We start from the raw sequence: 21,951 nt of genomic DNA, 5'->3' as shown, positions 1-21,951 counted from the left end.
ATTTTTGTTAGATAGTTTATTTAGCGATATCGATTATTGTTGATCGATAACTCTAAATGTCGTTCTTCGGTTAGCAGCATGTTCACGTTCTGTACAAGAAACTCCATCTTTACATCTGTTTGTTAATCTTGCTTCTCCGTATCCGTTTGCTGTTAACTTACTTGGATTTATTCCTTTAGACACTAAGTAATTTACTACTGCTTGTGCTCTTCTTTCTGATAATGATTGATTACTGGTTTTAGATCCTCTAGCATCAGTATGTGATTCGATTGCTACTGCAACACCATCTTTTAAGATTGGTAATAAACGTGCATCGATAATTCTTTTTGCTCCTGAAGTTAATGTAGCACTTCCTAAATTCCAATTAATTGGTAATGGAGTATTATTTACTAATTTACACTCAACTTCTTTCCAAGTTGTTAAACCTCCTTTAGAAACTAAAACCTCTTTAGTTACTGTTTTAAATTTTGCCGTTACAGGTTTTTCTTCTGAATAAGAATCTTTCTCTAAGACAGTCTTTTTTACTGAAGCATATTTAGGCTCTATTTTAACAGATCTTGTTGTTGGAGCAGCAGCCATTACAGTTTTTTTCATTATTGTAGTAACCTCTGGGATATCTATTTCTGTGGTTCCTTGAACAGCAGGTATAGTTTTCTTAACTGTTGTTGTTACTTCTGGAATATCAAATTCTTTAGTAGTTGGTGGAGTTACCATAACTCTTTTCTTCACTACTTTAGTAATTGCAGGCACATCAACCTCTCTTGTAGTAGGTGGAGTTACCATAACTGTTTTCTTTACAACTTTAGTTACTGCTGGAATATCTATAACTCTTTTACTAGCTGGAACATCAACTACAGTTTTCTTAATTGTTTGTCTTACTTCTGGTATTACAACTTCTCTTGTAGTTGGTGGAGTCACCATTACTCTTTTTTTCACAACCTTTGTCACTGCAGGAACATCAAACTCTTTAGTCGTTGGTGGAGTTACCATAACTCTTTTCTTAACAACCTTAGTTACTGCAGGAATATCAATCTCTCTTGTAGTTGGTGGTGATTTCATAACTCTTTTGATGTAAGATGCTTTTCCACATCCTCCTGGTGTATTATCTTCATCACATGTTGGAGTTTTCACTACTGAAGCGTCAGCAGATAAAACTGTTTTGTCAACTGTAGCAAATTGAGCTGGAACTTCTGTGTAACACCAATAACGACAATCATTAGGATCTGAAGATGTACAATCTGGAGCTCTTTCACTCATTTGCCATTTTGCAGATTTTGCCCTTACTTCAATTACTTCACTGTCTCTAGAAAATGCTGCTGGAACCACTCTTAATTTGTTTCCATATTCTCTTTTAGTATATGTAACTGTTTCTTTTCCGAAGGTTGCTGGAACGACTTCTAAACGTTTACTTGCTTCTTTAATTGTGACCACTACATCACGCATTTCATATTTAGCAGGTATAATTTCTATTCTTTTTGAAGCTTCTTTTACTACTACTTCAACATCTTGCATTTCATACTTTGCAGGTATAGAAACTAAACGTTTACTAGCTTCTTTCACAACTACCTCTTCTGAAATAGTTTTCATTTTGGCAGGAACTACTACAATACGCTGACTTGCTTCTTTTACCGTAATTACTTCATCTCTAACTTCAAATTGCGCTGGTACGTTAATTAACTTTTTATACCCTTCTTTAATCATTACTTCAACATCGCGCATTTCGTATTGTGCTGGCACAACTTCTAAACGTTTTGCTGCTGCTTTTGTAACTACTGACACATTCTCTACAGATGGTCTACCTAAAGTTTTTTCTAAACGTTTACTAGCTTCTTTAGTAACGACTGTAATATTTTCTGTTTCATACTTAGCTGGTACAACAATAAGCTTTTCTCCTCCTTCGTCAATTAAAACTCTTTCTGTTACTGTTTTGTATTTCGCCGGATAAGTTACAATTCTCTTGTAAGCTGGCGCTACTTCTATAGTTACATCTTCGTTTTTCCAGACTTCTGGAGTCTTACAACGAACATAACATTTTCCTGGTTCTGCATTGGTTGGTAGATCTTGGGCAGAAACCGTAAACCCGACAGCCAGAATAGCACCGGATAAGACAAGTTTTTTCATAATGGATAAAATTTGTTTTTTGATTACTTTGCTTCTATGTGACACGTTATCGGGGAATTAGTCACACTTCTAACAAATATAAACAAATTTTAACATTGTTAAAGAACCGTTAAAAAACTTTATAATTTATTAAAATACAAACTCTTAACAATACCGTCTGAGAGCCCTATTTTAGGCACAAAAATTCTTCGTGCTCCACTCCATTTCATCGCTGAAAGATAAATTTTTGTTGCAGGCACAATTACATCTGCACGATCTGGATTTAAACTTAATTCGGAAATTCGCTCTTCATAACTCATCTTTTTTAAATACTCAAACTGTGCATTTAAATAAATATATGAGATAGGTCTACCAGCATCTAATCCAGACATTTTAAAAATCTTATTGATATTTCCTCCAGAACCTATTAGAGAAATTCTTTTGTAGTCTTTTGTGTGTTTAGTAATCCATTCTTCAACCTTAGCAAATATTTTTTTGTTCTTTTCTTTTGAATTATTTATCAAACGAACTGTTCCTATTTTAAATGACTTAGAATTGATAATTTTTCCTTCAGAAAAGATTGTAAGCTCGGTACTACCTCCACCTACATCTACATATAAATACGTTTCATCAGAATTGATAAGATGTTTTAAGTCTGTAGAAGAAATAATTGCTGCTTCTTTTGCTCCATTTATTACATCTATTTCAATCCCTGTTTTTTTAAGTACTTTCTCTACGATTTCTTCACTATTAGAAGCTTCACGCATTGCTGAAGTTGCACATGCTTTATACTTTTCAACACCATGAACTTTCATTAATAATTTGAAAGCCTTCATAGCATCTAACATTCGATCGATATTATTTTCAGATATACTTCCTTCTACAAAAGCATCTGCTCCTAATCGAATTGGTACCCTTACTAAGGATGATTTTTTAAACTTAGGCGCTTTCTTTTTATCTTCTATTACATTTGCTACCAATAATCTAACGGCATTCGACCCTATATCAATGGCTGCGTATTTCCTTATCTTCAAAAGTGATTCGTTTTATTTATGATATTTAGGAAACTCAACAAGAACTGTGGTTCCTTTTTTAATGTCTTTCCAATGTTTTTCTTTAAACTGAATTCCTACAACTCCACAAGTAGTTACATGAGCTACTGGTTTACTTCCAAACTTATTTACAAAAGTATTGATTCCATGATCGTGACTAAAAATAATTGCACTATCGAAATTATCGTCTAAAGCTTTTACCGTTTTCACTAAGTAACCATCACTAAAACTATATAGCTGTTTACTAATCTTTAAATTAGCCATCGGATATCCAAAGTTTTCACAGAAAATTATTCCTGTTTGTAATGCTCTATTTGCACTACTAGAAATAAACACATCTGGCCTTTGAATTTTTTTCGCTAAAAACTTAGAAATTAAATGAGCATCATTAATTCCTCTCTCTTTTAACGGTCTGTCGTGGTCTTTTACACTCGTGTATTTCCACGATGATTTAGCATGACGAACTATGTAAATTGTTTTCATTCAACTAAAAAAGAATGTTCAAATATAGTATTACGGAGCTAAACGTTCAAGCTTCCAGTTAAAATCTTTTTGTAATTCGTAACGAATTCTATCGTGCATTCTGTTTGGGCGTCCTTGCCAAAACTCAATTGAAACAGGCTTAACTATAAATCCACCCCAATGCTTTGGCCTCGGAATTTCTTTATTTTCAAACTCTTTCTCTAATTTACTCAAATTATCAGTAAGCACTTGTTTATTAACTACAACTTCACTTTGATTAGAAGCCCAAGCTCCTAGTTTGCTTCCATCTGGTCTTGATTCAAAATAACCATCGGATAGATTTTCGGCTACTTTTTCTGCGCTTCCTTTTATAATAATTTGTCGCTCTAATCCTGCCCAAAAAAACGACAAACAAACTTTATTATTTGCTGTTATGGCTTTTCCTTTTTCAGAATTATAATTTGTATAAAAAATAAAACCTTCGTGTGTATACTTTTTTAATAATACCACTCTAGTTTTAGGAAAACCATCTAATCCTATTGAAGAAATACTCATCGCGTTAGCTTCATCAACCATTTCAGAATCGCTGGCTTGCAAAAACCAATCTCTAAATAATTCAATTGGATTTTCAGGACAATTCACCTCTAACAATTCAGATTTATCATATGTCTTTCTGTAGTCGCTTAAATCTTGTGACATCTGTGTTTTTTTAGTCATGTAAAAATACGATATAAATGCGAGTTCTTTTTAAATAGTATACATTTGTTATTGTGAAAAGTTATGATTTAAATACCGACACTATTGTTCGCATACATAATGCCATTCAGTATATAGAAGAAAATAGCACTTCTAAACTTCTGCTAGAAGATGTTGCCGCAAAGGCTCACTTCTCTCCTTTTCACTTCCACAGAATTTTTAAAGCTATTACCGAAGAAACCTTCGTTAATTTTGTCACAAGAAAACGTATTGAAAAATCTGCTGATTTTTTACTTCACAAACAAAATAAAACAATTACAGAAATAGCTTTTCTTTCTGGTTTTTCTAGTATATCGTCTTTTTCTAGAACATTTAAAAAGTTTTATGGAATTAGTCCTAAACAATTTAAAGAAGGGACACCAAGTAGATTTAGCAAGATTTGCAAAACGAAAAGCAAGAATGGAAAAGTAGAAACGCAATTGGAGCAATACATTTACAATATGAAAAATTACATACAACATATTGAAGATAAAGCTCGAAAATTAAACGTCGTTACTATTGAAGATATCGATGTGGCATATATTCCACATATCGGGCCTTTTCAAAATTTAGGAAAAGCTTTCGAAAAACTTTTACAATGGGCATATCCGAGAAATTTAATGAATGGAGGAAACCAAATCATGTCTATTTATCACGACAGCCCTAAAATAACCGCTCCAGATAAGCTAAAAGTAAGTGCTTGTATAAGTATTGACAAATCTAAAGTTGACACTTCAGATATCAACACAAGAACAATTAAAGGCGGAAAATATATTGAAGTAAATTTTGAACTTGGTTTAGACGAGTTTCAGAAAACTTGGGAAGGGATTTTTGTTTGGATGTTTAATAAAGGATACAAAATTAATAGTGATTTAGATCCTTTTGATATTTATCATAACGACTACAATACACATCCTCAAAAAAAATGTAATACAACAATTTACATTCCTGTTCACTAAAAAACAATTCATCTTATTTTTTTTACAACTCAGTATTTCTTTTTATGAAAAAGAGCATGACTGGTACACCTTTGTATCATCAAATAAAAAAACGACATGAAATCTAAATTACTTATTTTTTCTTTTTTAATTAGTCTTTTAAGCTTTGCTCAAACACAAATTTCTGGTAGAGTTATAGACGTAAAAGGAAATCCTATTGAAGGTGCTAATGTATATCTTGACGGAACTTACGACGGAACTTCTACTGATAAAGTTGGAAAATATAGTTTCACAACTTCAGAAGAAGGAACACAAACATTGGTAATCTCTTTTATTTCTTTTGAAACTTTTTATAAAACAACAACTATAAACAAACTACAAAATTTAACCATTAAGTTAAGAGAAGATGTAAATACTCTTGACGCTGTAGTTATTAATGCTGGAAGTTTTGACGCTGGTGAAAAAGCAAGAGCTGTGGCTTTAAAACCTTTAGATATTGTTACTACTGCAAGTGCTTTAGGCGATGTTGTAGGTGCTTTTCAAACTTTACCAGGAACCTCTGCAAATGATGAAGACGGTAGATTGTTTGTTCGTGGCGGTGATGCTAATGAAACTCAGATTTTTATTGACGGAATTCGTGTATTCAATCCTTTTGTTCCTACTTCTAGTAATATTCCTACAAGAGGTCGTTTTTCTCCTTTCTTATTTAAAGGAATGACATTTTCTACCGGAGGATATTCTACAGAATACGGACAAGCACTTTCTAGTGTACTTACATTAAATACTATTGACAAACCAGATCAAGAAAAGACTGAAATTCAGTTAATGACTGTTGGTGCTGGAGTTGGAAACACTCAAATCTGGGGTAAAAACTCTTTCAGCATAAATACATCTTACATCAATTTAGCTCCGTATCAAGCTGCTTTTCCTGGAAGAGATGAATGGAATGAACCTTTTGAAGGTGCTAGTGGAGAAATGGTATATCGACACCAGCCTAATGAAGATGGACTATTAAAATTGTACAGTTCTTTCAGTTATTCTAATCTTGATGTAATTCAGAATGATATAAATTTTGAAGACGGGTTTAACTTTGCTCTAGAAAACACCAATCTTTACTTCAACGGATCTTATAAACAACGTTTAGATAATGGTTGGAAAGTTTCTGGTGGAATTAGTTATACGAATGAAACTACAGATTTTAAATTGCAAGACAACACTGTTAATGATCAAGAAAATTCAGCTCACTTTAAAGCAAAACTTACGAAACGTTTTTCAAGTAGATTAAAACTTAATTTCGGTGCAGAATATTTTATCACAGATTTTAACGAACGTTTTAATCCGAATAACACAGGAGCTTTTAATTACGGATTTAACAATAACATTTTTGGAGTTTTTGCTGAAACTGATATTTTCTTTTCTAAAAAACTAGCTACAAAAATTGGATTGCGTGCTGAAAATAATGAGTTCTCAAATAAGATGACTTATTCTCCTAGAGTTTCATTAGCTTATAAAGCCGGAATAACATCTCAGTTTTCATTAGCTTATGGCCGATTTTATCAAAACCCAAGAAGTGAATATTTAAAATTTTCAACAGATTTAAATCCTGAAAATGCAACACATTATATCGCGAATTATCAATTCTTAAAAGACAAGCAACAGTTTAGAATTGAAGCTTACTACAAAGCTTATGACGAATTGGTAAAATTCGATGGTCAGTTTGCTTCGCCAACATCAAACTTCAACAATAATGGTGATGGTTTTGCAAAAGGTATAGACGTATTCTGGAGAGATAACAAAAACATTAAAAATTTAGATTACTGGTTATCATACTCATACTTAGATACAGAAAGAGATCATAGAAATTTCCCGACCAAAGCAGTTCCTAATTTTGCTTCATCTCATAATGCTTCTTTAGTAGGTAAATACTGGGTAGAACAATGGAAAACTCAACTAGGTTTATCATATAGATTTGCTACAGGTAGAACATATACAAATCCTAATATTAGCGGTTTCTTAAATGAAAAAACAAAAAACTATAATTCAGTAAGTTTAAATGCAGCTTACTTAATCAGTCAGCAGAAGATTTTATACTTTTCTGTAAACAATGTTTTAGGAACAGAAAACGTTTTTGGATACAATTACAGCAATCAACCTAATGTTAATGGAACATTTGAAAGACAAGCATTAAGACCAAATGCAGATCAGTTCTTTTTTATCGGTTTTTTCTGGTCTATTAGCGATGACAATAAGAGCAATCAATTAGATAATTTATAAAAACTTTAAAACAAAGAAAGGTCATTCTTACATTAAATTTACCGTCCGTTTTTATCCCAAATACAATTCGGTAACCAAAATTAACAACTCGGTAAGAATTTTGATTAAATAACAATAAAACAAAAGATATTTGAAATGAATTTAAATCTTAAAACTATGCAAAGACTTATTTTACTACTAATCATATTTATGCTAAACTGCTTCTCTAGCATATTAGCTCAAGAAACTTACTCAATTACAATAGACTTCTCTGGAATGAAATCTGACAAAGGAGATTTATATGTAGCACTATACGATTCGGAAGATAACTTCTTAAAGAATCCTGTTAAAGGTGAAATCGTAAAGATTAATGATAAAAAAGCTGTGGCCGTTTTTAAAAATATTTCTTCTGGAAATTATGCAATTTCTGCTTTTCATGATGAAAATGACAATAAAAAAATGGATACTAAAATCTTCGGAATTCCGAAAGAACCAATAGGAATGTCTAACGATGCAAAAGGATTCTTTGGTCCGCCTAAATTTAAAGATGCAAAATTCACAGTAGATAAAAATATTTCTTTAGCTATCACTATAAAATAACATCTCATGAAAAAGTTCATCACACTATTTATATTAAGTATAACAATACAAATATCTGGACAATCGAAGTACGAAACTGGAATGCAGAAAGCTTTCGAGCTTTGGGGACAACAAAAAAACACAGAAGCTTCTCAATTATTTGAAAGAATTGCAAATGCTGAAAAAGACAATTGGCTACCGTCATACTATGTTGCTACAATAGAAATATTAGGTAGTTTCGGAATTAAAGATGAAGCTAAATTAAACGCTAAACTGAAAAGAGCTCAAGAGTTTTTAGATATCGCTAAAAGTATTTCACCAGATAATCCTGAAATTATTATTAATCAAGCTTTATTAAACACAGCTTATATTGCTTTTGACGGTCAAAAATACGGTATGTCTTTATCTGGAAAAAACGCAGTATTATACAACAAAGCATTACAATTAGCTCCTGAAAACCCAAGAGTATTATTAGGAAAAGCTGAATGGGATATGGGAAGCGCACAATTTTTCGGACAACCTATTGATCCATATTGTAAAGATGTAGCAAAAGCAGCTGAGTTATTTGACAAAGAAGAATTACCACAATTCTATCCTAAATATGGAAAAGACAGAGCTATTGAAGTTCTTAAAAAATGTAAGAAGACTAAATAAATTCTTATTCCTCAATACTACAAAAGAGCAATCATTTTGATTGCTCTTTTTACTTTTATTAAAATTTAAACTCAAAATTAATATTTCTATTTTTTTAAGTAAAGTGTATCTAGTTTCATTTCTTTTTGTAACCATTTTCTTAATTCCGCTTCTTTTTTAGCAACATATGATTCTTTTAATTTTTTATTCCAAACCACACTAGCTTCAGGAATTGTATCTACTTTAATAAAATCTTTTGTAGATAAAACTTTTGAAAAACTAATTTGCTTGATATCTGCAAATCTAATTTTAGCGTCTCTTGCAATTGAGCTAAAAGGAATACTACTTTTATCTGCTTTTTCTATAGCTGAAGTTAATCCAGAAATTTCATTTTCTAACTCTTTAATTTTATCCTGTAATCCATTAATAACATAATCTTTCTGATCTAAGTTATTATATGCTCTTTCTAAAGATTTAGAAATATCATCTATACTTCTCGATTTATTACCAATGACAAATACCTCGTAATCAGAAATTTTATCGTAATCTTTAACTTTCAACTTTAAGTTTGTTTCTACAGCAGGAGCTATTTCCCCATTAAACCTAAGTCTAATCTCTTTTAATTTATCATCCTTTTTAGGCTCTCCATTCAACCATAGATTATCATTATCTGTAACTTCTTTTTTTATGTATTTATTAAAACTAGCATCTAAAACTGTTTCCTTATAAACTTTTAAGAAAGTCATCACTGCTGGTACCATTACTAATAATGCTATTAAAGAAGCTATTTGAGCTACACGTTTTCTCTTTTTAGAATTCACGTAACGAATCATTGTAAACCCTAATAACTTCAATACTATAAAAGTTGCTAATGCTATGAATATTGCATTAATCGTAAACAAATACATTGCTCCTAAGAAATAATCCATATTTCCAATAGCTAAACCATAACCTGCAGTACACAAAGGTGGCATTAATGCTGTGGCAATTGCCACACCAAAGATTACCGAGGCAATCGTTCCTTTTTTAGTTCGTGCGATAATTAAAGCTAAACCTCCAAAGAAAGCAATTAACACATCTCGAATATCTGGCTTTACACGCCCCATTAATTCAGACGTATCTGATTTTAATGGAAAAATAAAAAAGAAAAAGAAAGCTGTTATTAAACTCAACACGATCATTGTAGCTAAGTTTACTAATGATTTTTTTAAGGTATCAATATCATTAATAGCTAACGACATTCCTACACCTAAAATTGGTCCCATTAATGGAGATATTAACATGGCTCCAATTACTACAGCTGTTGAATTTGCATTTAAACCAATAGATGCCACAAAGATTGAACAGATTAAAATCCATGCAGTAGCTCCTTTAAAAGGAATATCTCCTTTTATGGCTTCAATCGTAGCTTCCTGATCTGTATCGTGTTTAAAATCTAAAAGCTCATGCATAAAGGTTTTAAAACTTGTCCAAAGTCCTTTAGCATCTTGTTTAACTGCTTCTTTCGATTTATCTATCGTTCCTTCTTGCTTATTTTCATCCATATTTACACCTATTTTTTGGTTCGAAAGATACGAAAAGATCAATTATACTATAAATTCTATTTACAATTCAACAATGAAATTCACAGAAATTTAAAAATCATTCATCTATAGTAATCAACCAATAATCTAAAGAAGAATCCTCATTTAACAAATTCAAAGGCTTTCAAAACACATTTTTTTTAATTTCATGGTGTAAAAATTTTGATTCCATGTTGATAATGAAAAAACTGAACATATTATTCATCGACGACGACGAAGTAGAAAGAATGAAATTTTCGAGAGTTTGCAAGCAAAGCAATCATCCTACGAAGATTACAGAAGCCACTAATGGTGAAGATGCTTTAGAGAAATTAAAAAGTTCTTCATTATCTCAACTCATTTTTTTAGATTTGAATATGCCTAAAATGAATGGGATAGAGTTCTTGGAGATCCTGAAAGCTGACGAAAGATTAAAATACATTCCAATTATAATTCTATCAAGTTCTGATAATATGCAAGACTTGAAGAGATGTTATGAACTAGGTATAGCAGGTTACATTCTTAAACCTATTCGGTACGAAGATTATAGTAAAAATATCACTACGATGTTAGATTACTGGACAAGTAGTGAACTAGTTAGTTAAATTATGAAAGGAATCGTTTTTACAGAGTTTCTAGATTTAGTTGAGTCTAAATTTGGTCTAGAAACTGTTCAGCAGATCATTGATCAATCTGAACTAGAATCTAATGGAGTGTATACTTCTGTTGGAACTTACAAATTTACCGAAATGGTATCTTTATTAACAAATCTTAGTAATGTTACTAAAATAGCACCTAATGATCTCCTAAAAGTTTATGGGTTACATTTCTTCGATGCACTTGTTAAAAATTATGGCTCAATTTTAAAAACCTACAAAGGACCTATTGAATTATTATCATCAATTGAAGGTCATATTCATGTACAGGTAAGAAAACTCTATCCTGATGCTGAATTACCTCAGTTCGAAACTTTAGAACAAACTGATAATAAAATAGTCTTAATCTACAGGTCTTCTAGATCACTTTATCCATTTGCACAAGGACTTATGGAAAAAAGTTTTGAACATTACGGACAAAATTGCGAAATTCAACACGAACTATTGAAAGATGATGGATCTGAAGTACGTTTTGAAATTCTAAAAAAATGAGTGACTCTAAAATAAAATTACTGGAAAACGCCTTACAAAGAGAACGATTAGCAAGAAAAGCTGCTGAGAAGATTCTTGAGGATAAATCATTAGAGTTATACGAAGCCAATCAAAAATTAAAAAATATTTTAAATGAGAAAGAAACTCATTTAGAAAGTCTCTTTAAAACTATTGTAGATCCTTACATACTAATGGATTTATATGGTAATGTTTTAAAGATGAATGACGCTTCTCAAGATTTCTTTGGTTTCACCGATTCTTTTAATGTTACTCATACTCTTTATAAAGAAGATTACGAATATGCAATGCAATCGTATGCTGAATTACTAGAAAAAGGAAAGTTCAGAAACTTTAGAGCTAGAGTATACAACAAAAAGAAAGAAGTAAGATGGATAGAAATTAATTCTAGTTTGGTTTATAACGAACAAAATGAACCCATTTTTGCCCATGGTATCATTAGAGATATCACAGAAGACCTTATAGCTCAAAAAGAACGAGAAGACCTGTTAAATCATCTTACAATTAGTAATAAAGAACTAAATGATTTTGCTCATGTAGTTTCACATGATTTAAAAGCACCTCTTCGTAGTATGAATGCTCTTGTTACTTGGCTTAACGAAGACATAAGTGGATTAGTAAATGACGAAGACATAAAGAAGAATTTTGAACTATTAATTAAAAAGATCGATAAAATGGATCATTTAATTAATGGAATTTTAAAATATGCAGGTGTAGATAAAGTTGAACGATCTGAACGACAAGTAGACTTAGATTTTGTTGTTAGCGATATTATAGATACTATTCATATCCCAGAACATGTCCAGGTAAAGATACCTGAGAAATTACCAACTATTAGAGGTGATAAATTCCGTTTACATCAACTTTTCCAAAACTTAATAAGTAACGGTGTAAAATACGCTAAAGCGGAAGATGGTTTGGTTACTGTTTCTTATACTGACATGGGAGAGTTTTGGCAGTTTCAAGTGAAAGATAACGGTAAAGGGATTGAAGAAAAGTATCATAAAAAGATTTTTGATATTTTTCAAACCTTAGATGATCATCATAACTCTACAGGAATAGGTTTAGCAATTGTTACTAAAATAATTTCACTCTATAAAGGTAAAATTTGGGTAGAATCTGAATTTGGAAAAGGTGCTACTTTTATTTTTGAACTTCCTAAATAATTTTTTTATCATTTATAAATATGGCTAAACTCCTTTTATAGGAGAAATTTTCTTATTCCAAAAAACACTAGAACAAAATAAATCACTTAGAAATTCATTGTAATTAACTTTACTCTTAATGATACTATAATAAGAAATACTCTAGATTGTTTTTTTTACTTGAAGTTGTATTGAAGTTAGTGGAATAAAAAAACGCTCAACTTTTAAGTTAAACGCCCCTCATAAAAATTCCCCAATTAAGTATAAGTGTTGTGGGGAGAGCAGGATTCGAACCTGCGAAGTCGAAAGACAACGGAGTTACAGTCCGTCCCATTTGGCCGCTCTGGAATCTCCCCGAAATTTTCAAAGAAAAAGCTCCCCTGAAGAGAAGCTTAAATAGTGACCGGGCTGGGGCTCGAACCCAGGACCCTCTCCTTAAAAGGGAGATGCTCTACCAACTGAGCTACCCGGTCATTTTTTCTTAGCGGTTGCAAATATATAACGATTCCTAGTTCGGACCAAATTTATTTACACTTTTTTTCATCTTTTTTTTGAATAAAAAATTAATTATTTAATAATCAAAACTTTACTTTTCATTTAAATATGCTTGCCTAACCTTCTTAAATAAGTTAGATGAGTAAACGAAGTCTACTACAGCTTTATTCTCTGTTTTAAAAATCTCTTTGCTGCTTCCTTCCCAAGCCTTAATTCCATCTTTTAAGAAAACAATTTTATCTCCTATTTCCATAACAGAATTCATATCATGCGTATTGATTACTGTCGTGATTTGATATTCTTCTGTAATCTCTTTAATCAAATTATCTATCAGAATAGAAGTACTTGGATCTAATCCTGAATTTGGTTCATCACAAAACAAATATTTTGGATTCATTACAATAGCTCTAGCAATAGCAACTCTCTTTTGCATTCCTCCAGATAGTTCTGCAGGAAATTTTGGATTAGAGCTTTCTAAATCCACTCGTTTTAACACAAAGTTTACACGATCTAACATTTCGCTTAGAGATTGTTTGGTAAACATCTTTAAAGGAAACATTACGTTCTCTTCCACATTTAAGGAGTCAAATAATGCACTTCCCTGGAAAACCATCCCTAATTCTTTCCTAAACTCACGTTTATCATCAATAGTCATTTCCGTATTTACCTGACCATTGTAAACTATCGTTCCTTTCTCTGGTAAATGTAATCCTAATAAACTTTTAAGAAATACTGTTTTCCCGGCACCACTTTGTCCGATAATCAGATTTGTTTTCCCGGCTTCAAACTCGGTTGAAATTCCTTTTAAAACCTCTGTATCACCAAAACTTTTATGTATATCGTTAACTCTAATCATATTAAGTAAGTAACATTTGAGTTAAGAAATAATTTGAAACTACAATAACAACTATCGTCCATACTACAGATTGTGTACTTGCTTTACCAACTTCTAACGAACCACCTTTCACATAATATCCGTGATAAGAAGGAACCGTTGCAATAATGAAAGCAAATACAATTGTTTTTATTAGCGCATAAACGATTAAATATGGATCAAAATCGTATTGTATTCCCATGATATAATCTGCCTCGTAAAACATATTTGTAGCCTTTCCTGCTACCCAACCTCCGAAGATGGCTAAAAACATACCTAAAATCACTAAAAACGGATAAAAGAATATTGTCGCTAATAATTTCGGAAGTATTAAATAGTTTAATGAATTTACACCCATTATCTCTAAGGCATCTATTTGTTCGGTAACTCTCATGGTTCCGATACTTGAAGTAATGTAAGACCCTACTTTTCCTGCTAAAATAATAGAACAAAAAGTTGGCGCAAATTCAAGAATTACAGAACGTTTTGTAGCAAAACCTATTAACATTTTAGGTATTAAAGGATCGCTAATATTTAATGCAGTTTGTAATGCTATTACTCCTCCGATAAAGAAGGAAATAAAAGCAATAATTCCTATCGATTTTAAACCTAACTCCTCAATCTCTCTAAATAAAGCTTCCCAAAAAACTCTAAATTTTTGAGGAGCTCTAAAGACCTGACCAAGCATCATAAAATACTTACCAACATGCTCGATATAATTCATCTATTCCTTTTTATTCTGCTAATGTACTAAAGAATATTTACTTGGTTAAATTCTGACTTAAGATTAAAAAATCATTAACATAAACGAATAAAAACGCTTTGTTATTCTTGATTTCAGTAATTTTGAAGACAAAATTTTGAATAATGAACCATTATATTAAATCAATAGTATTTCTTCTTATTATTGGCTTTGCAAGCTGTTTCCCAAAAAAAGAAGAAAAAACTACAAATCCTACTAAACCTAAACTTGTCATAGGAATAGTTGTAGACCAAATGCGTTATGATTATTTAACTCGTTTTGAAAAAAAATATGGTGACGGTGGATTTAAACGTTTATTAAAAAACGGATTCTCTCTAGAGAATGCTCATTTTAATTACATTCCAACATATACAGCTGTTGGTCACACTTCTGTTTTTACAGGAACAACTCCGAGTCATCATGGAATTATTGGTAACAATTGGTATGATAAATTTGAAAAAAAATCTATCTATTGTGTTGATGACAACAATTATAAAACTGTTGGAAATGACGGAGACGGTGGTAAAAAATCACCATACAGAATGTTAACTACAACTGTCACCGATCAATTAAAGCTTGCGCAAAATATGCAAGGAAAAACCATTGGTATCGGTATAAAAGATAGATCTGCAATCTTACCTGCTGGGCATACTGCTAACGGAGCATATTGGTTTGATGGAGGAAGTAAAGGACAATGGATTTCTTCTTCTTTTTATATGGATGCTTTACCTAAATGGGTAGCTGATTTTAATAATTCTGGTGTTGCTGATGAATATTTGAAACAACCTTGGGAAACTCTTTATGACATCAGTACATATACAGAAAGTATTGCTGACGATAATAACTATGAGAATACTTTCAAAGGTGAAGAGAAACCTACTTTCCCTCATGATATTCCTAATTTAAGAAGCAAAAACAATAATTATAGTATTATTAAAGCTATACCTGCTGGTAACTCGTTAACTACAGATTTTGCAAAAGCTGCTATAATAGGTGAAAATTTAGGAAAAGGTGAGTTTACAGATTTTCTAACATTAAGTTATTCTTCTACAGATTATGTTGGACATCAGTTTGGTGTAGATTCTAAAGAAATTCAAGATACTTATTTAAGATTTGATAAAGAATTAGAAAGTTTACTATTATTCTTAGACAAGCAAGTTGGAAAAGATAATTATACAATTTTCTTAACTGCAGATCATGCCGCTGTACAAGTACCTAGTTATTTACAATCCGTTAAAATACCTGCAAACTATTTAAGTAGCGGTAAGCTTTTAAACTATGTAAAAAGTATTACAAAACAGTATTTCAATTCTGAAGATTTCATTGAAAATATTTCAAATTTTCAGATCTTTTTAAACAAAGAAAATATTGAAAAGAAAAAGCTTAGTGTAGAAAAAGTAGCTGAGGTAATTAACGAAAACATCATCAACTATAAAGGCATCTATAAATCTGTTACAGCAAAAACATTACAACGTACAGAATTTAACAAAGGGATATTAAACCATTTACAAAATGGTTATAATCAGAAATTTTCTGGTGATGTGTTATTGATACCTAATCCTTCTACAATTATTTATTCGAAGAAAGGATCAACTCATGGATCTGGTTATTCATACGACACTCATGTACCAATAATATTTTATGGAAATGGAATTACAAAAGGTAGTTCTAAAAAGCATTATGAAATTATAGATATTGCTCCTACTATTTCAAATTTGTTAGAGATAGAATTTCCAAATGGATCGTCTGGTAAAATCGTAGATGAAATATTTAAATAAATAAAAGAGCACTTAGGTGCTCTTTTATTTTTTATCTGTGTGACAAACCTCTTCTTTAAAACATTTGTCGGCAGTTCTCCTTTTATTTCTAAAACGAAGATTTCTTTTTCTTTGTACTATCTTTTCTAGATCTGCTACAGTTCTAATATTCTTGTTTGCTTTTCTTAATTTAGTTTTTCTAAGCTTAATCTTTTTTACAGGAACCTTTATAGAATTTAAGTCATTATTAGCAACTTCTTTGTTAATATATTCTACTCCATTAACCTTAGTTACATTTTGTGCTGTATTCTGCTGAATCCCTAAAACTAATACCACTATTAGGGGGATAAGTATGTTTTTAATTTTTGAGTTCATAATAATTAATTTTTATCTAATTGTTATTCTAATTATTTGTAATCAGCATGCTTATTATAGTAGTCTCAGAAACACCAATGAGTTTACAAAAAAGAATAAGTTTTTCTTATAAACAAAAACAATCCCTTATAAATAAAGGGATTGTTAAACAAAAAAAAGATTACCATAATGGTAATCTTTCACTAGAATTCAAATAATTCTATTATATTTTCCAAACATAAAAGTTAATTGCAACTACAAACTTATTCTAACAGGATTAATTTATTTCTTTTTACCTGAAGATTCGCACTGTTGCTTTTTTACGTTCTTAACACATTTCTTTGGATCGTTCTTTCTTTTATTTCTAAACCTAAGCTTCTTTCTTTTCTGAGTAACTTTACTCATTTTTTGTAATGCTAATGCTTCTTTTGAAAGTTTCTTTGATTTTTTAGCTTTCGCTTTAACAGTAACTGTGTTTGAAGGTGCCTGGATTGAGTTTAAACCTCCGTCTTCATCAGACTCTTCGAGATACTCTACTCCATGTTTAACAACTACTTTTTTTTCTTGTGCTATACTTTGTTGGTAGTTAAAGAATAGTAATATGATTACTATCAACTTTAGGGGATGTTTGACAATCATTTTTCGTTAATTTGGGGATATAATAAAGGTACGAATATTTTCTCGTTAAACAATGAACTGTCGATTAATGGTATATTTTCATCGATAAATGGTCGATTTTCTTCTTTAAACAATCAAAAAAATTAAAATTTAACGTTTTTAACCAATAAATAAACCATTAAAAATCAGTTATTTAACATTTATCACTCTTTTCAGCAAAACACTTATTTAGGGTGTTTTTCCTCCTTTTCTTCCTAAACCTCAATACTTTTCTTTTTTTCTGAAGCTTATCTACTTTTCGAATTGCGTCTTTAAAATTGATCTTACGATTTTCATTTTTTACTTTAGAAATTACCTTTTTAATTGTATTTAAATCTTCTGAATTATCATCTTGAACTAAATATTCAACGTTATTTTTAACTTCTACTTTCTGACTAATAACATTTCTAATTCCTAAAATTATTACGAATGTTAAAACTGTTATTAATCTTACTCTTGTGTTCATACTTATACCTTTAATTACACTAATTAAGAAACAGTTCAACTAAAAAAGTCACAAAATCAAATATTGAAAACTTAAATTTGATATGATAACACATAAAAAAAACCGCTATAAAAGCGGTTTAAAATTTATTGTTTTGGAAGAAAAACTTCAGCCATCATACATCGGGCACTTCCACCTCCACAGCCTTCAATTACATCTAAAGAACTTGATATAATTTTACAGTGTTTTTCTATTTTATTTACTTGTTCTTTCGTTAAACAATCGTAGGCAGCTTGACTCATCACTAAGAAACGCTCATCATCTTCACCTCTAACCTGAAGCATGTTACCTGCAAAGTTATTTACCTGAGCTTCTGAAATATCAATTACCTCTTTACCGTCTTCTTTTAAATGTTTGATTACATTTTTGCGTTCCTTTTTATCATCTATAGAAGCCAAACAGATAACAGCAAAAGTTTCAGCTAAACACATCATTACATTTGTATGATATATTGCTTTACGTTCGTCATTTACAGTTTGGTTAGCCGTAAAAACTACAGGTGTATATTCAAAATCTTCACAGAACTCTATAAAAAGTTCTTCGTCTGCTCTTGGTGATAAAGCGCAATAGGCTTTCTTATTTACTCTATCTAATAATAAACTTCCAGTACCTTCTAAGAAAACTTGTTCTTCTTCAGCAGAAGTATAATCAACAACATTTTCAATTAAAAAACCTTGTTCTTCAAGAGTTTCTAAAATATCTTCTCTTCTTTCTAATCGTCTATTTTCAGCAAACATTGGATACAATGCTACTGTTCCATCTTGATGAAAAGATATCCAGTTATTAGGAAATATAGAGTCTGGCGTGTCTGAATCATCAGTATCAGAAACAACAATTACGTTAACTCCGTAACTTCTTAGTTTCTCTACATAATTATCAAACTCTTGTTGTGCTTTTGCGTTTACAGTAGACGGCAATACATTATCTAAAACCTTCTGGTAATAGTTATTAACCGCTGTTTGTTCGTTCATCCTAAAACCAATAGGACGAATCATTAGAATCGTATTGGTAGTTTGTTTCATAGCAGCAAAAGTAACTCATTTTGGTTTCTATTCTGCTATTTGTTGAAGAAGAAAATCTTACTTTCTTTGATTCTTTTGTTTTTTCTCTAAGGCTGCTATTCTTTCCTTTTGAGCTAACAATAATTTAAAAATCTCCGATTGTCTTTTTTCATACTTCATTGAAGTAATAATCACCTTATTGCTATTCGGTTTTCTTTTTAACTTGATATTCAAAACATACTCTGGTCTAACAGATTCAAAAATATTATTTCTCAACTTGTTTTTAGACTCAATTTCAGTAGTGTTTTGACTTGTTAAATTTTGGACATTCAGCAATAATATCCCCAGTAATACATAGTAGATTTTCCCTTTAATCATACCCTCATAAAAAATGTTCACGTTTAAATATACTTTTTTTCATTTAGAATTAACATTTGTTAATAGTAAAATACGCTAATAGAGCTAAAAAAGGAGATAAACACCCTATAAATGAGCATGTTTCACTCAAAAAAAGCTTTCTACACCTATACTTTAATAAACATTTATATTTGCAATTCATTATATAATTTGTTTATGGTTGTAGAAGATTTAGTCGGCGAGTTTTCAGTTATAGGTTCTAATCAAAATGAAGGTGAAAACGAATACAAAGGAACACTTTCAATTATTTTAGATAGTAATAATAGAATTATCGCTAATTGGCTAATAGGGAAAGAACAAAAACAAACTGGATATGGATTTTTTAATGACAATATACTTGTAATTAATTTTCAATATTTAGATGATGATGAATATGTATACAAAGGTGTAGTAGTTTATAGATGTTTAAATAAAGATATTTTGGACGGATTTTGGTCTGAAGAATTGGGTGATCCTAAATTCTTAGGTTACGAACGTTGTTTTAGAATACAAGTAGATGCACAAACTAATTGTTAACTTATTTTTTCACAACAAAAAATCCTTTGTAGTAAACAAAGGATTTATAATATCATATATTAAAAATATTATCTTTTGTTTAAAGTCCATTCTTTAAATTGATAAAGTTTCCTTGTAATTCTTGCTCTTGTAAAAAGTCAATAGCTCTAGCACTTCGCATTCCTGATTTACAATACACAACGACTGGTTTAGATGTATCTATCTCAGAAAAACGATGTGGTAATTCACCTAAAGGAATATGTTGTCCTCCAATATGATGTTGTTCACGCTCCCAATTTTCACGAACATCTAACAAGTTGTATTTTGTTTTATTTTCGTTTAAATCTACTAACGTTATTTCATCTTCAATAATAGTAACTCCACAAAATGCTTCATAATTCTCATCTAAAACAGTGACTTCAGATCTTTCAGTTTTACTATAATTTAGTACTAATTGACGCATAGTCAACACATCTAATACTAATAATTTATCTGAAAGCACATCACCTAAACCAATTATGATTTTAAGAACTTCGTTTGCTTGTAAACTTCCTATAATTCCTGGTAGAACTCCTAAAACACCAATTTCAGAACAATTGGGAACGTCTTTAGGATTTGGAGGTGTTGGATACAAACATCTATATGTTGCACTTCCTTTGTAGTTAAAAACACTTACTTGACCTTCAAATTTAAAGATAGAACCATAAACTAAAGGTTTATTAGTAATTATAGCAGCATCGTTAGATAAGTATCGAGTTTGAAAATTATCACTTCCATCTACTATAATATCATATTGTTTGAATAATTCAATCGCATTATGCTTTGTTAACTGCTCTTTATATATCTGAAAATTAATAAAAGGATTCAATTTTGATAATCGATTTGCTGCAGTTTCAGCTTTTGATTTTCCAACATCATCAATGGTATATAAAATCTGACGCTGTAAATTGGTTTGATCTACAACATCATCGTCAATAACACCAATTGTTCCTATTCCTGCTGCAGTTAAATACTGTAAAACAGGACATCCTAAACCTCCTGCTCCAATGACTAAAACTTTAGCTTGTTTTAATTTTATTTGTCCCTCTTCTCCTATCTCTTCTAAAATAAGATGACGATTATATTGTTTTTGTTCTTCTCTAGTTAGCATTATTCTTTTATACTTTCTATGATTTCTTGTAGCGCTTTTTTGGCTTCTGGTAATACAGGCAGTAAAGGATAAATATGTGGCATTTTAGTTCCATCTATCAATTTTACATCTACCTCTTCTTTTCTCATTTTCTCTACTCCGAGTTTAGCATCTGGATACATAATATCGTATGCTCCAATATACAGTTCTGTTTTCGGAAAGTTTCTGAAACTTCCATATAAAGGAGAAATGATTTGATCTTTTAAATCTAAACCATTAGCACACATTTCTTTTGCTGAAAGAATACCTTGTATATTTAACATTGGATCTTTAGCTGCTATATTTTCTATTTCTGGATTTGACATACTTGCATCAAATACAGGAGTAATTAAAATTAACTTGTTAGGTAGTTCACCTTTATTTTTAAGGAGTCTTTGTATTAAGGTCATTATTAAATTTCCTCCTACAGAATCTCCTATTAAAGTAATTTCTTGTGACTTAAAGTTTTGTAAAGCTTGTTTGTAAACAGCATCAATATTTTTACAAATCTGATGAATCGTAGTTTCTGGTGCTTTTGGATAATCTATTAACCAAAGTTCTTTAGCAGTTTGTTGAACAATTTTTTGAGTGGCTTTCCAATGATGTTCTGCTGGACCTGAAATAAATGCGCCTCCGTGAATAAAAATAACCAATCCAGAAGTTTTGATTTCTTTATTCTTAACCTTATGGATTATAGTTTCATTTATTTGCGCTTCTTCAACAATAAACTTTTTAAAGAAATTATTCGGTGGTAACTTTTGATCTGACTTTCTTAACTTTTTATAATCAATAGGATTCTTTGAAAATATCTTTTTAATTCCCATCAATCGTATAATTAAAAAAGTAAGACTTCTTAGCATT

Annotated in this window: 23 protein-coding genes and 2 tRNA genes; 9 read left to right on the top strand and 16 right to left on the bottom strand. The window is 30.8% G+C overall.

Features of this window, described 5'->3' with window-relative positions:
- Window positions 1–33: 33 nt before the first annotated feature.
- The 4 genes from Q1A15_RS18580 to pdxH form a co-directional block, all read right to left on the bottom strand.
- Window positions 34–2,121 carry an OmpA family protein gene (locus Q1A15_RS18580; RefSeq protein ID WP_299627531.1) on the bottom strand — a complete coding sequence of 696 codons (2,088 nt, stop codon included), beginning with the start codon at window positions 2,119–2,121 and terminating at the stop codon, window positions 34–36.
- A gap of 119 nt (window positions 2,122–2,240) precedes the next feature.
- Window positions 2,241–3,134, bottom strand: a complete 894-nt coding sequence (locus tag Q1A15_RS18575) for an ethanolamine ammonia-lyase reactivating factor EutA (protein WP_299627529.1) — start codon at window positions 3,132–3,134, stop codon at window positions 2,241–2,243.
- Between the two features lie 12 nt (window positions 3,135–3,146).
- Window positions 3,147–3,635 carry a histidine phosphatase family protein gene (locus Q1A15_RS18570; protein ID WP_299627527.1) on the bottom strand — a complete coding sequence of 163 codons (489 nt, stop codon included), beginning with the start codon at window positions 3,633–3,635 and terminating at the stop codon, window positions 3,147–3,149.
- A gap of 30 nt (window positions 3,636–3,665) precedes the next feature.
- Window positions 3,666–4,313, bottom strand: a complete 648-nt coding sequence (gene pdxH / locus Q1A15_RS18565; RefSeq protein ID WP_299627525.1) for a pyridoxamine 5'-phosphate oxidase — start codon at window positions 4,311–4,313, stop codon at window positions 3,666–3,668.
- Window positions 4,314–4,384: 71 nt separating this feature from the next.
- Here pdxH and Q1A15_RS18560 point away from each other — a divergent pair, with 71 nt between their 5' ends.
- From Q1A15_RS18560 to Q1A15_RS18545, 4 genes are all read left to right on the top strand, one after another.
- Window positions 4,385–5,308, top strand: a complete 924-nt coding sequence (locus tag Q1A15_RS18560; RefSeq protein ID WP_299627523.1) for a GyrI-like domain-containing protein — start codon at window positions 4,385–4,387, stop codon at window positions 5,306–5,308.
- A 96-nt stretch (window positions 5,309–5,404) separates the two neighbouring features.
- A complete protein-coding gene (locus Q1A15_RS18555; protein WP_299627521.1) occupies window positions 5,405–7,561 on the top strand; it encodes a TonB-dependent receptor in 2,157 nt (718 codons plus the stop codon).
- Window positions 7,562–7,717: 156 nt separating this feature from the next.
- On the top strand, window positions 7,718–8,140 hold the full coding sequence (locus Q1A15_RS18550; RefSeq protein ID WP_299627519.1) for a DUF2141 domain-containing protein: 423 nt from the start codon (window positions 7,718–7,720) through the stop codon (window positions 8,138–8,140).
- A 6-nt stretch (window positions 8,141–8,146) separates the two neighbouring features.
- On the top strand, window positions 8,147–8,773 hold the full coding sequence (locus tag Q1A15_RS18545; RefSeq protein ID WP_299627517.1) for a hypothetical protein: 627 nt from the start codon (window positions 8,147–8,149) through the stop codon (window positions 8,771–8,773).
- A gap of 86 nt (window positions 8,774–8,859) precedes the next feature.
- On the opposite strand, the gene Q1A15_RS18540 is transcribed toward Q1A15_RS18545, so the two are convergent.
- Window positions 8,860–10,296: a DUF389 domain-containing protein gene (locus tag Q1A15_RS18540; protein ID WP_299627515.1), complete on the bottom strand. Its 1,437-nt coding sequence runs from the start codon at window positions 10,294–10,296 to the stop codon at window positions 8,860–8,862.
- Window positions 10,297–10,514: 218 nt separating this feature from the next.
- On the opposite strand from Q1A15_RS18540, the gene Q1A15_RS18535 reads away from it, so the two are divergent.
- Genes Q1A15_RS18535 through Q1A15_RS18525 form a run of 3 tightly spaced genes read left to right on the top strand, consistent with a single transcriptional unit; the run spans window position 10,515 to window position 12,646 of the window.
- Window positions 10,515–10,919 (top strand): response regulator, encoded by a 405-nt coding sequence (locus Q1A15_RS18535; protein ID WP_299627513.1) that lies wholly within the window; start codon window positions 10,515–10,517, stop codon window positions 10,917–10,919.
- Between the two features lie 3 nt (window positions 10,920–10,922).
- On the top strand, window positions 10,923–11,462 hold the full coding sequence (locus tag Q1A15_RS18530; RefSeq protein WP_299627511.1) for a heme NO-binding domain-containing protein: 540 nt from the start codon (window positions 10,923–10,925) through the stop codon (window positions 11,460–11,462).
- Complete coding sequence (locus tag Q1A15_RS18525) at window positions 11,459–12,646, top strand: ATP-binding protein (protein ID WP_299627509.1); 1,188 nt, start codon at window positions 11,459–11,461, stop codon at window positions 12,644–12,646. Before Q1A15_RS18530 ends, Q1A15_RS18525 begins: the two co-directional genes overlap by 4 nt.
- 252 nt (window positions 12,647–12,898) lie before the next feature.
- Here the strand turns inward: Q1A15_RS18525 and Q1A15_RS18520 are convergent.
- The 4 genes from Q1A15_RS18520 to Q1A15_RS18505 all read right to left on the bottom strand — a co-directional run bounded on the left by Q1A15_RS18520 (window position 12,899) and on the right by Q1A15_RS18505 (window position 14,718).
- Window positions 12,899–12,981 (bottom strand) — tRNA-Tyr (locus Q1A15_RS18520).
- Window positions 12,982–13,025: 44 nt separating this feature from the next.
- A tRNA-Lys gene (locus tag Q1A15_RS18515) sits at window positions 13,026–13,098 on the bottom strand.
- Between the two features lie 113 nt (window positions 13,099–13,211).
- Window positions 13,212–13,976: an ATP-binding cassette domain-containing protein gene (locus tag Q1A15_RS18510; protein ID WP_299627507.1), complete on the bottom strand. Its 765-nt coding sequence runs from the start codon at window positions 13,974–13,976 to the stop codon at window positions 13,212–13,214.
- 1 nt (window position 13,977) lies between these two features.
- Window positions 13,978–14,718, bottom strand: a complete 741-nt coding sequence (locus Q1A15_RS18505) for an ABC transporter permease (protein ID WP_299627505.1) — start codon at window positions 14,716–14,718, stop codon at window positions 13,978–13,980.
- Window positions 14,719–14,861: 143 nt separating this feature from the next.
- Here Q1A15_RS18505 and pafA point away from each other — a divergent pair, with 143 nt between their 5' ends.
- Window positions 14,862–16,514, top strand: coding sequence for an alkaline phosphatase PafA (gene pafA, locus Q1A15_RS18500; RefSeq protein WP_299627503.1), 1,653 nt, complete (start codon window positions 14,862–14,864; stop codon window positions 16,512–16,514).
- 24 nt (window positions 16,515–16,538) lie between these two features.
- On the opposite strand, the gene Q1A15_RS18495 is transcribed toward pafA, so the two are convergent.
- The 5 genes from Q1A15_RS18495 to Q1A15_RS18475 all read right to left on the bottom strand — a co-directional run bounded on the left by Q1A15_RS18495 (window position 16,539) and on the right by Q1A15_RS18475 (window position 19,388).
- Complete coding sequence (locus tag Q1A15_RS18495; RefSeq protein ID WP_299627501.1) at window positions 16,539–16,868, bottom strand: hypothetical protein; 330 nt, start codon at window positions 16,866–16,868, stop codon at window positions 16,539–16,541.
- A gap of 261 nt (window positions 16,869–17,129) precedes the next feature.
- A complete protein-coding gene (locus Q1A15_RS18490) occupies window positions 17,130–17,462 on the bottom strand; it encodes a hypothetical protein (RefSeq protein ID WP_299627499.1) in 333 nt (110 codons plus the stop codon).
- 196 nt (window positions 17,463–17,658) lie between these two features.
- Window positions 17,659–17,970, bottom strand: coding sequence for a hypothetical protein (locus Q1A15_RS18485; protein WP_299627498.1), 312 nt, complete (start codon window positions 17,968–17,970; stop codon window positions 17,659–17,661).
- Window positions 17,971–18,095: 125 nt separating this feature from the next.
- The gene (ctlX, locus tag Q1A15_RS18480) at window positions 18,096–19,031 is read right to left on the bottom strand and encodes a citrulline utilization hydrolase CtlX (protein WP_299627496.1); all 936 of its coding nucleotides are present in this window, start codon (window positions 19,029–19,031) and stop codon (window positions 18,096–18,098) included.
- A gap of 57 nt (window positions 19,032–19,088) precedes the next feature.
- On the bottom strand, window positions 19,089–19,388 hold the full coding sequence (locus tag Q1A15_RS18475; protein WP_299627494.1) for a hypothetical protein: 300 nt from the start codon (window positions 19,386–19,388) through the stop codon (window positions 19,089–19,091).
- Between the two features lie 195 nt (window positions 19,389–19,583).
- Here Q1A15_RS18475 and Q1A15_RS18470 point away from each other — a divergent pair, with 195 nt between their 5' ends.
- On the top strand, window positions 19,584–19,943 hold the full coding sequence (locus tag Q1A15_RS18470; protein WP_299627492.1) for a hypothetical protein: 360 nt from the start codon (window positions 19,584–19,586) through the stop codon (window positions 19,941–19,943).
- Window positions 19,944–20,022: 79 nt separating this feature from the next.
- Here the strand turns inward: Q1A15_RS18470 and moeB are convergent, their stop codons facing one another.
- Entirely contained in the window at window positions 20,023–21,075 is a 1,053-nt protein-coding gene (gene moeB, locus Q1A15_RS18465; protein WP_299627691.1) for a molybdopterin-synthase adenylyltransferase MoeB, read from the bottom strand.
- Window positions 21,072–21,950 (bottom strand): alpha/beta hydrolase, encoded by an 879-nt coding sequence (locus tag Q1A15_RS18460; protein ID WP_299627490.1) that lies wholly within the window; start codon window positions 21,948–21,950, stop codon window positions 21,072–21,074. Before Q1A15_RS18460 ends, moeB begins: the two co-directional genes overlap by 4 nt.
- Between the last annotated feature and the right edge of the window lies 1 nt (window position 21,951).

Source organism: uncultured Tenacibaculum sp., from assembly GCF_947495995.1.
Taxonomy (GTDB): Bacteria; Bacteroidota; Bacteroidia; order Flavobacteriales; family Flavobacteriaceae; genus Polaribacter.
This window is presented reverse-complemented; position numbering and strand designations above follow the sequence as displayed.

What these genes read in the sequence shown, in the direction of transcription:
- Q1A15_RS18580 (WP_299627531.1), bottom strand. Translation starts at nt 2,121, where the DNA reads ATGAAAAAACTTGTCTTATCCGGTGCTATTCTGGCTGTCGGGTTTACG.
- Q1A15_RS18570 (WP_299627527.1), bottom strand. Translation starts at nt 3,635, where the DNA reads ATGAAAACAATTTACATAGTTCGTCATGCTAAATCATCGTGGAAATAC.
- pdxH (WP_299627525.1), bottom strand. Translation starts at nt 4,313, where the DNA reads ATGTCACAAGATTTAAGCGACTACAGAAAGACATATGATAAATCTGAA.
- Q1A15_RS18555 (WP_299627521.1), top strand. Translation starts at nt 5,405, where the DNA reads ATGAAATCTAAATTACTTATTTTTTCTTTTTTAATTAGTCTTTTAAGC.
- Q1A15_RS18550 (WP_299627519.1), top strand. Translation starts at nt 7,718, where the DNA reads ATGCAAAGACTTATTTTACTACTAATCATATTTATGCTAAACTGCTTC.
- Q1A15_RS18545 (WP_299627517.1), top strand. Translation starts at nt 8,147, where the DNA reads ATGAAAAAGTTCATCACACTATTTATATTAAGTATAACAATACAAATA.
- Q1A15_RS18540 (WP_299627515.1), bottom strand. Translation starts at nt 10,296, where the DNA reads ATGGATGAAAATAAGCAAGAAGGAACGATAGATAAATCGAAAGAAGCA.
- Q1A15_RS18535 (WP_299627513.1), top strand. Translation starts at nt 10,515, where the DNA reads ATGAAAAAACTGAACATATTATTCATCGACGACGACGAAGTAGAAAGA.
- Q1A15_RS18530 (WP_299627511.1), top strand. Translation starts at nt 10,923, where the DNA reads ATGAAAGGAATCGTTTTTACAGAGTTTCTAGATTTAGTTGAGTCTAAA.
- Q1A15_RS18525 (WP_299627509.1), top strand. Translation starts at nt 11,459, where the DNA reads ATGAGTGACTCTAAAATAAAATTACTGGAAAACGCCTTACAAAGAGAA.
- Q1A15_RS18510 (WP_299627507.1), bottom strand. Translation starts at nt 13,976, where the DNA reads ATGATTAGAGTTAACGATATACATAAAAGTTTTGGTGATACAGAGGTT.
- Q1A15_RS18505 (WP_299627505.1), bottom strand. Translation starts at nt 14,718, where the DNA reads ATGAATTATATCGAGCATGTTGGTAAGTATTTTATGATGCTTGGTCAG.
- pafA (WP_299627503.1), top strand. Translation starts at nt 14,862, where the DNA reads ATGAACCATTATATTAAATCAATAGTATTTCTTCTTATTATTGGCTTT.
- Q1A15_RS18495 (WP_299627501.1), bottom strand. Translation starts at nt 16,868, where the DNA reads ATGAACTCAAAAATTAAAAACATACTTATCCCCCTAATAGTGGTATTA.
- Q1A15_RS18485 (WP_299627498.1), bottom strand. Translation starts at nt 17,970, where the DNA reads ATGAACACAAGAGTAAGATTAATAACAGTTTTAACATTCGTAATAATT.
- ctlX (WP_299627496.1), bottom strand. Translation starts at nt 19,031, where the DNA reads ATGAAACAAACTACCAATACGATTCTAATGATTCGTCCTATTGGTTTT.
- Q1A15_RS18475 (WP_299627494.1), bottom strand. Translation starts at nt 19,388, where the DNA reads ATGATTAAAGGGAAAATCTACTATGTATTACTGGGGATATTATTGCTG.
- Q1A15_RS18470 (WP_299627492.1), top strand. Translation starts at nt 19,584, where the DNA reads ATGGTTGTAGAAGATTTAGTCGGCGAGTTTTCAGTTATAGGTTCTAAT.
- Q1A15_RS18460 (WP_299627490.1), bottom strand. Translation starts at nt 21,950, where the DNA reads ATGCTAAGAAGTCTTACTTTTTTAATTATACGATTGATGGGAATTAAA.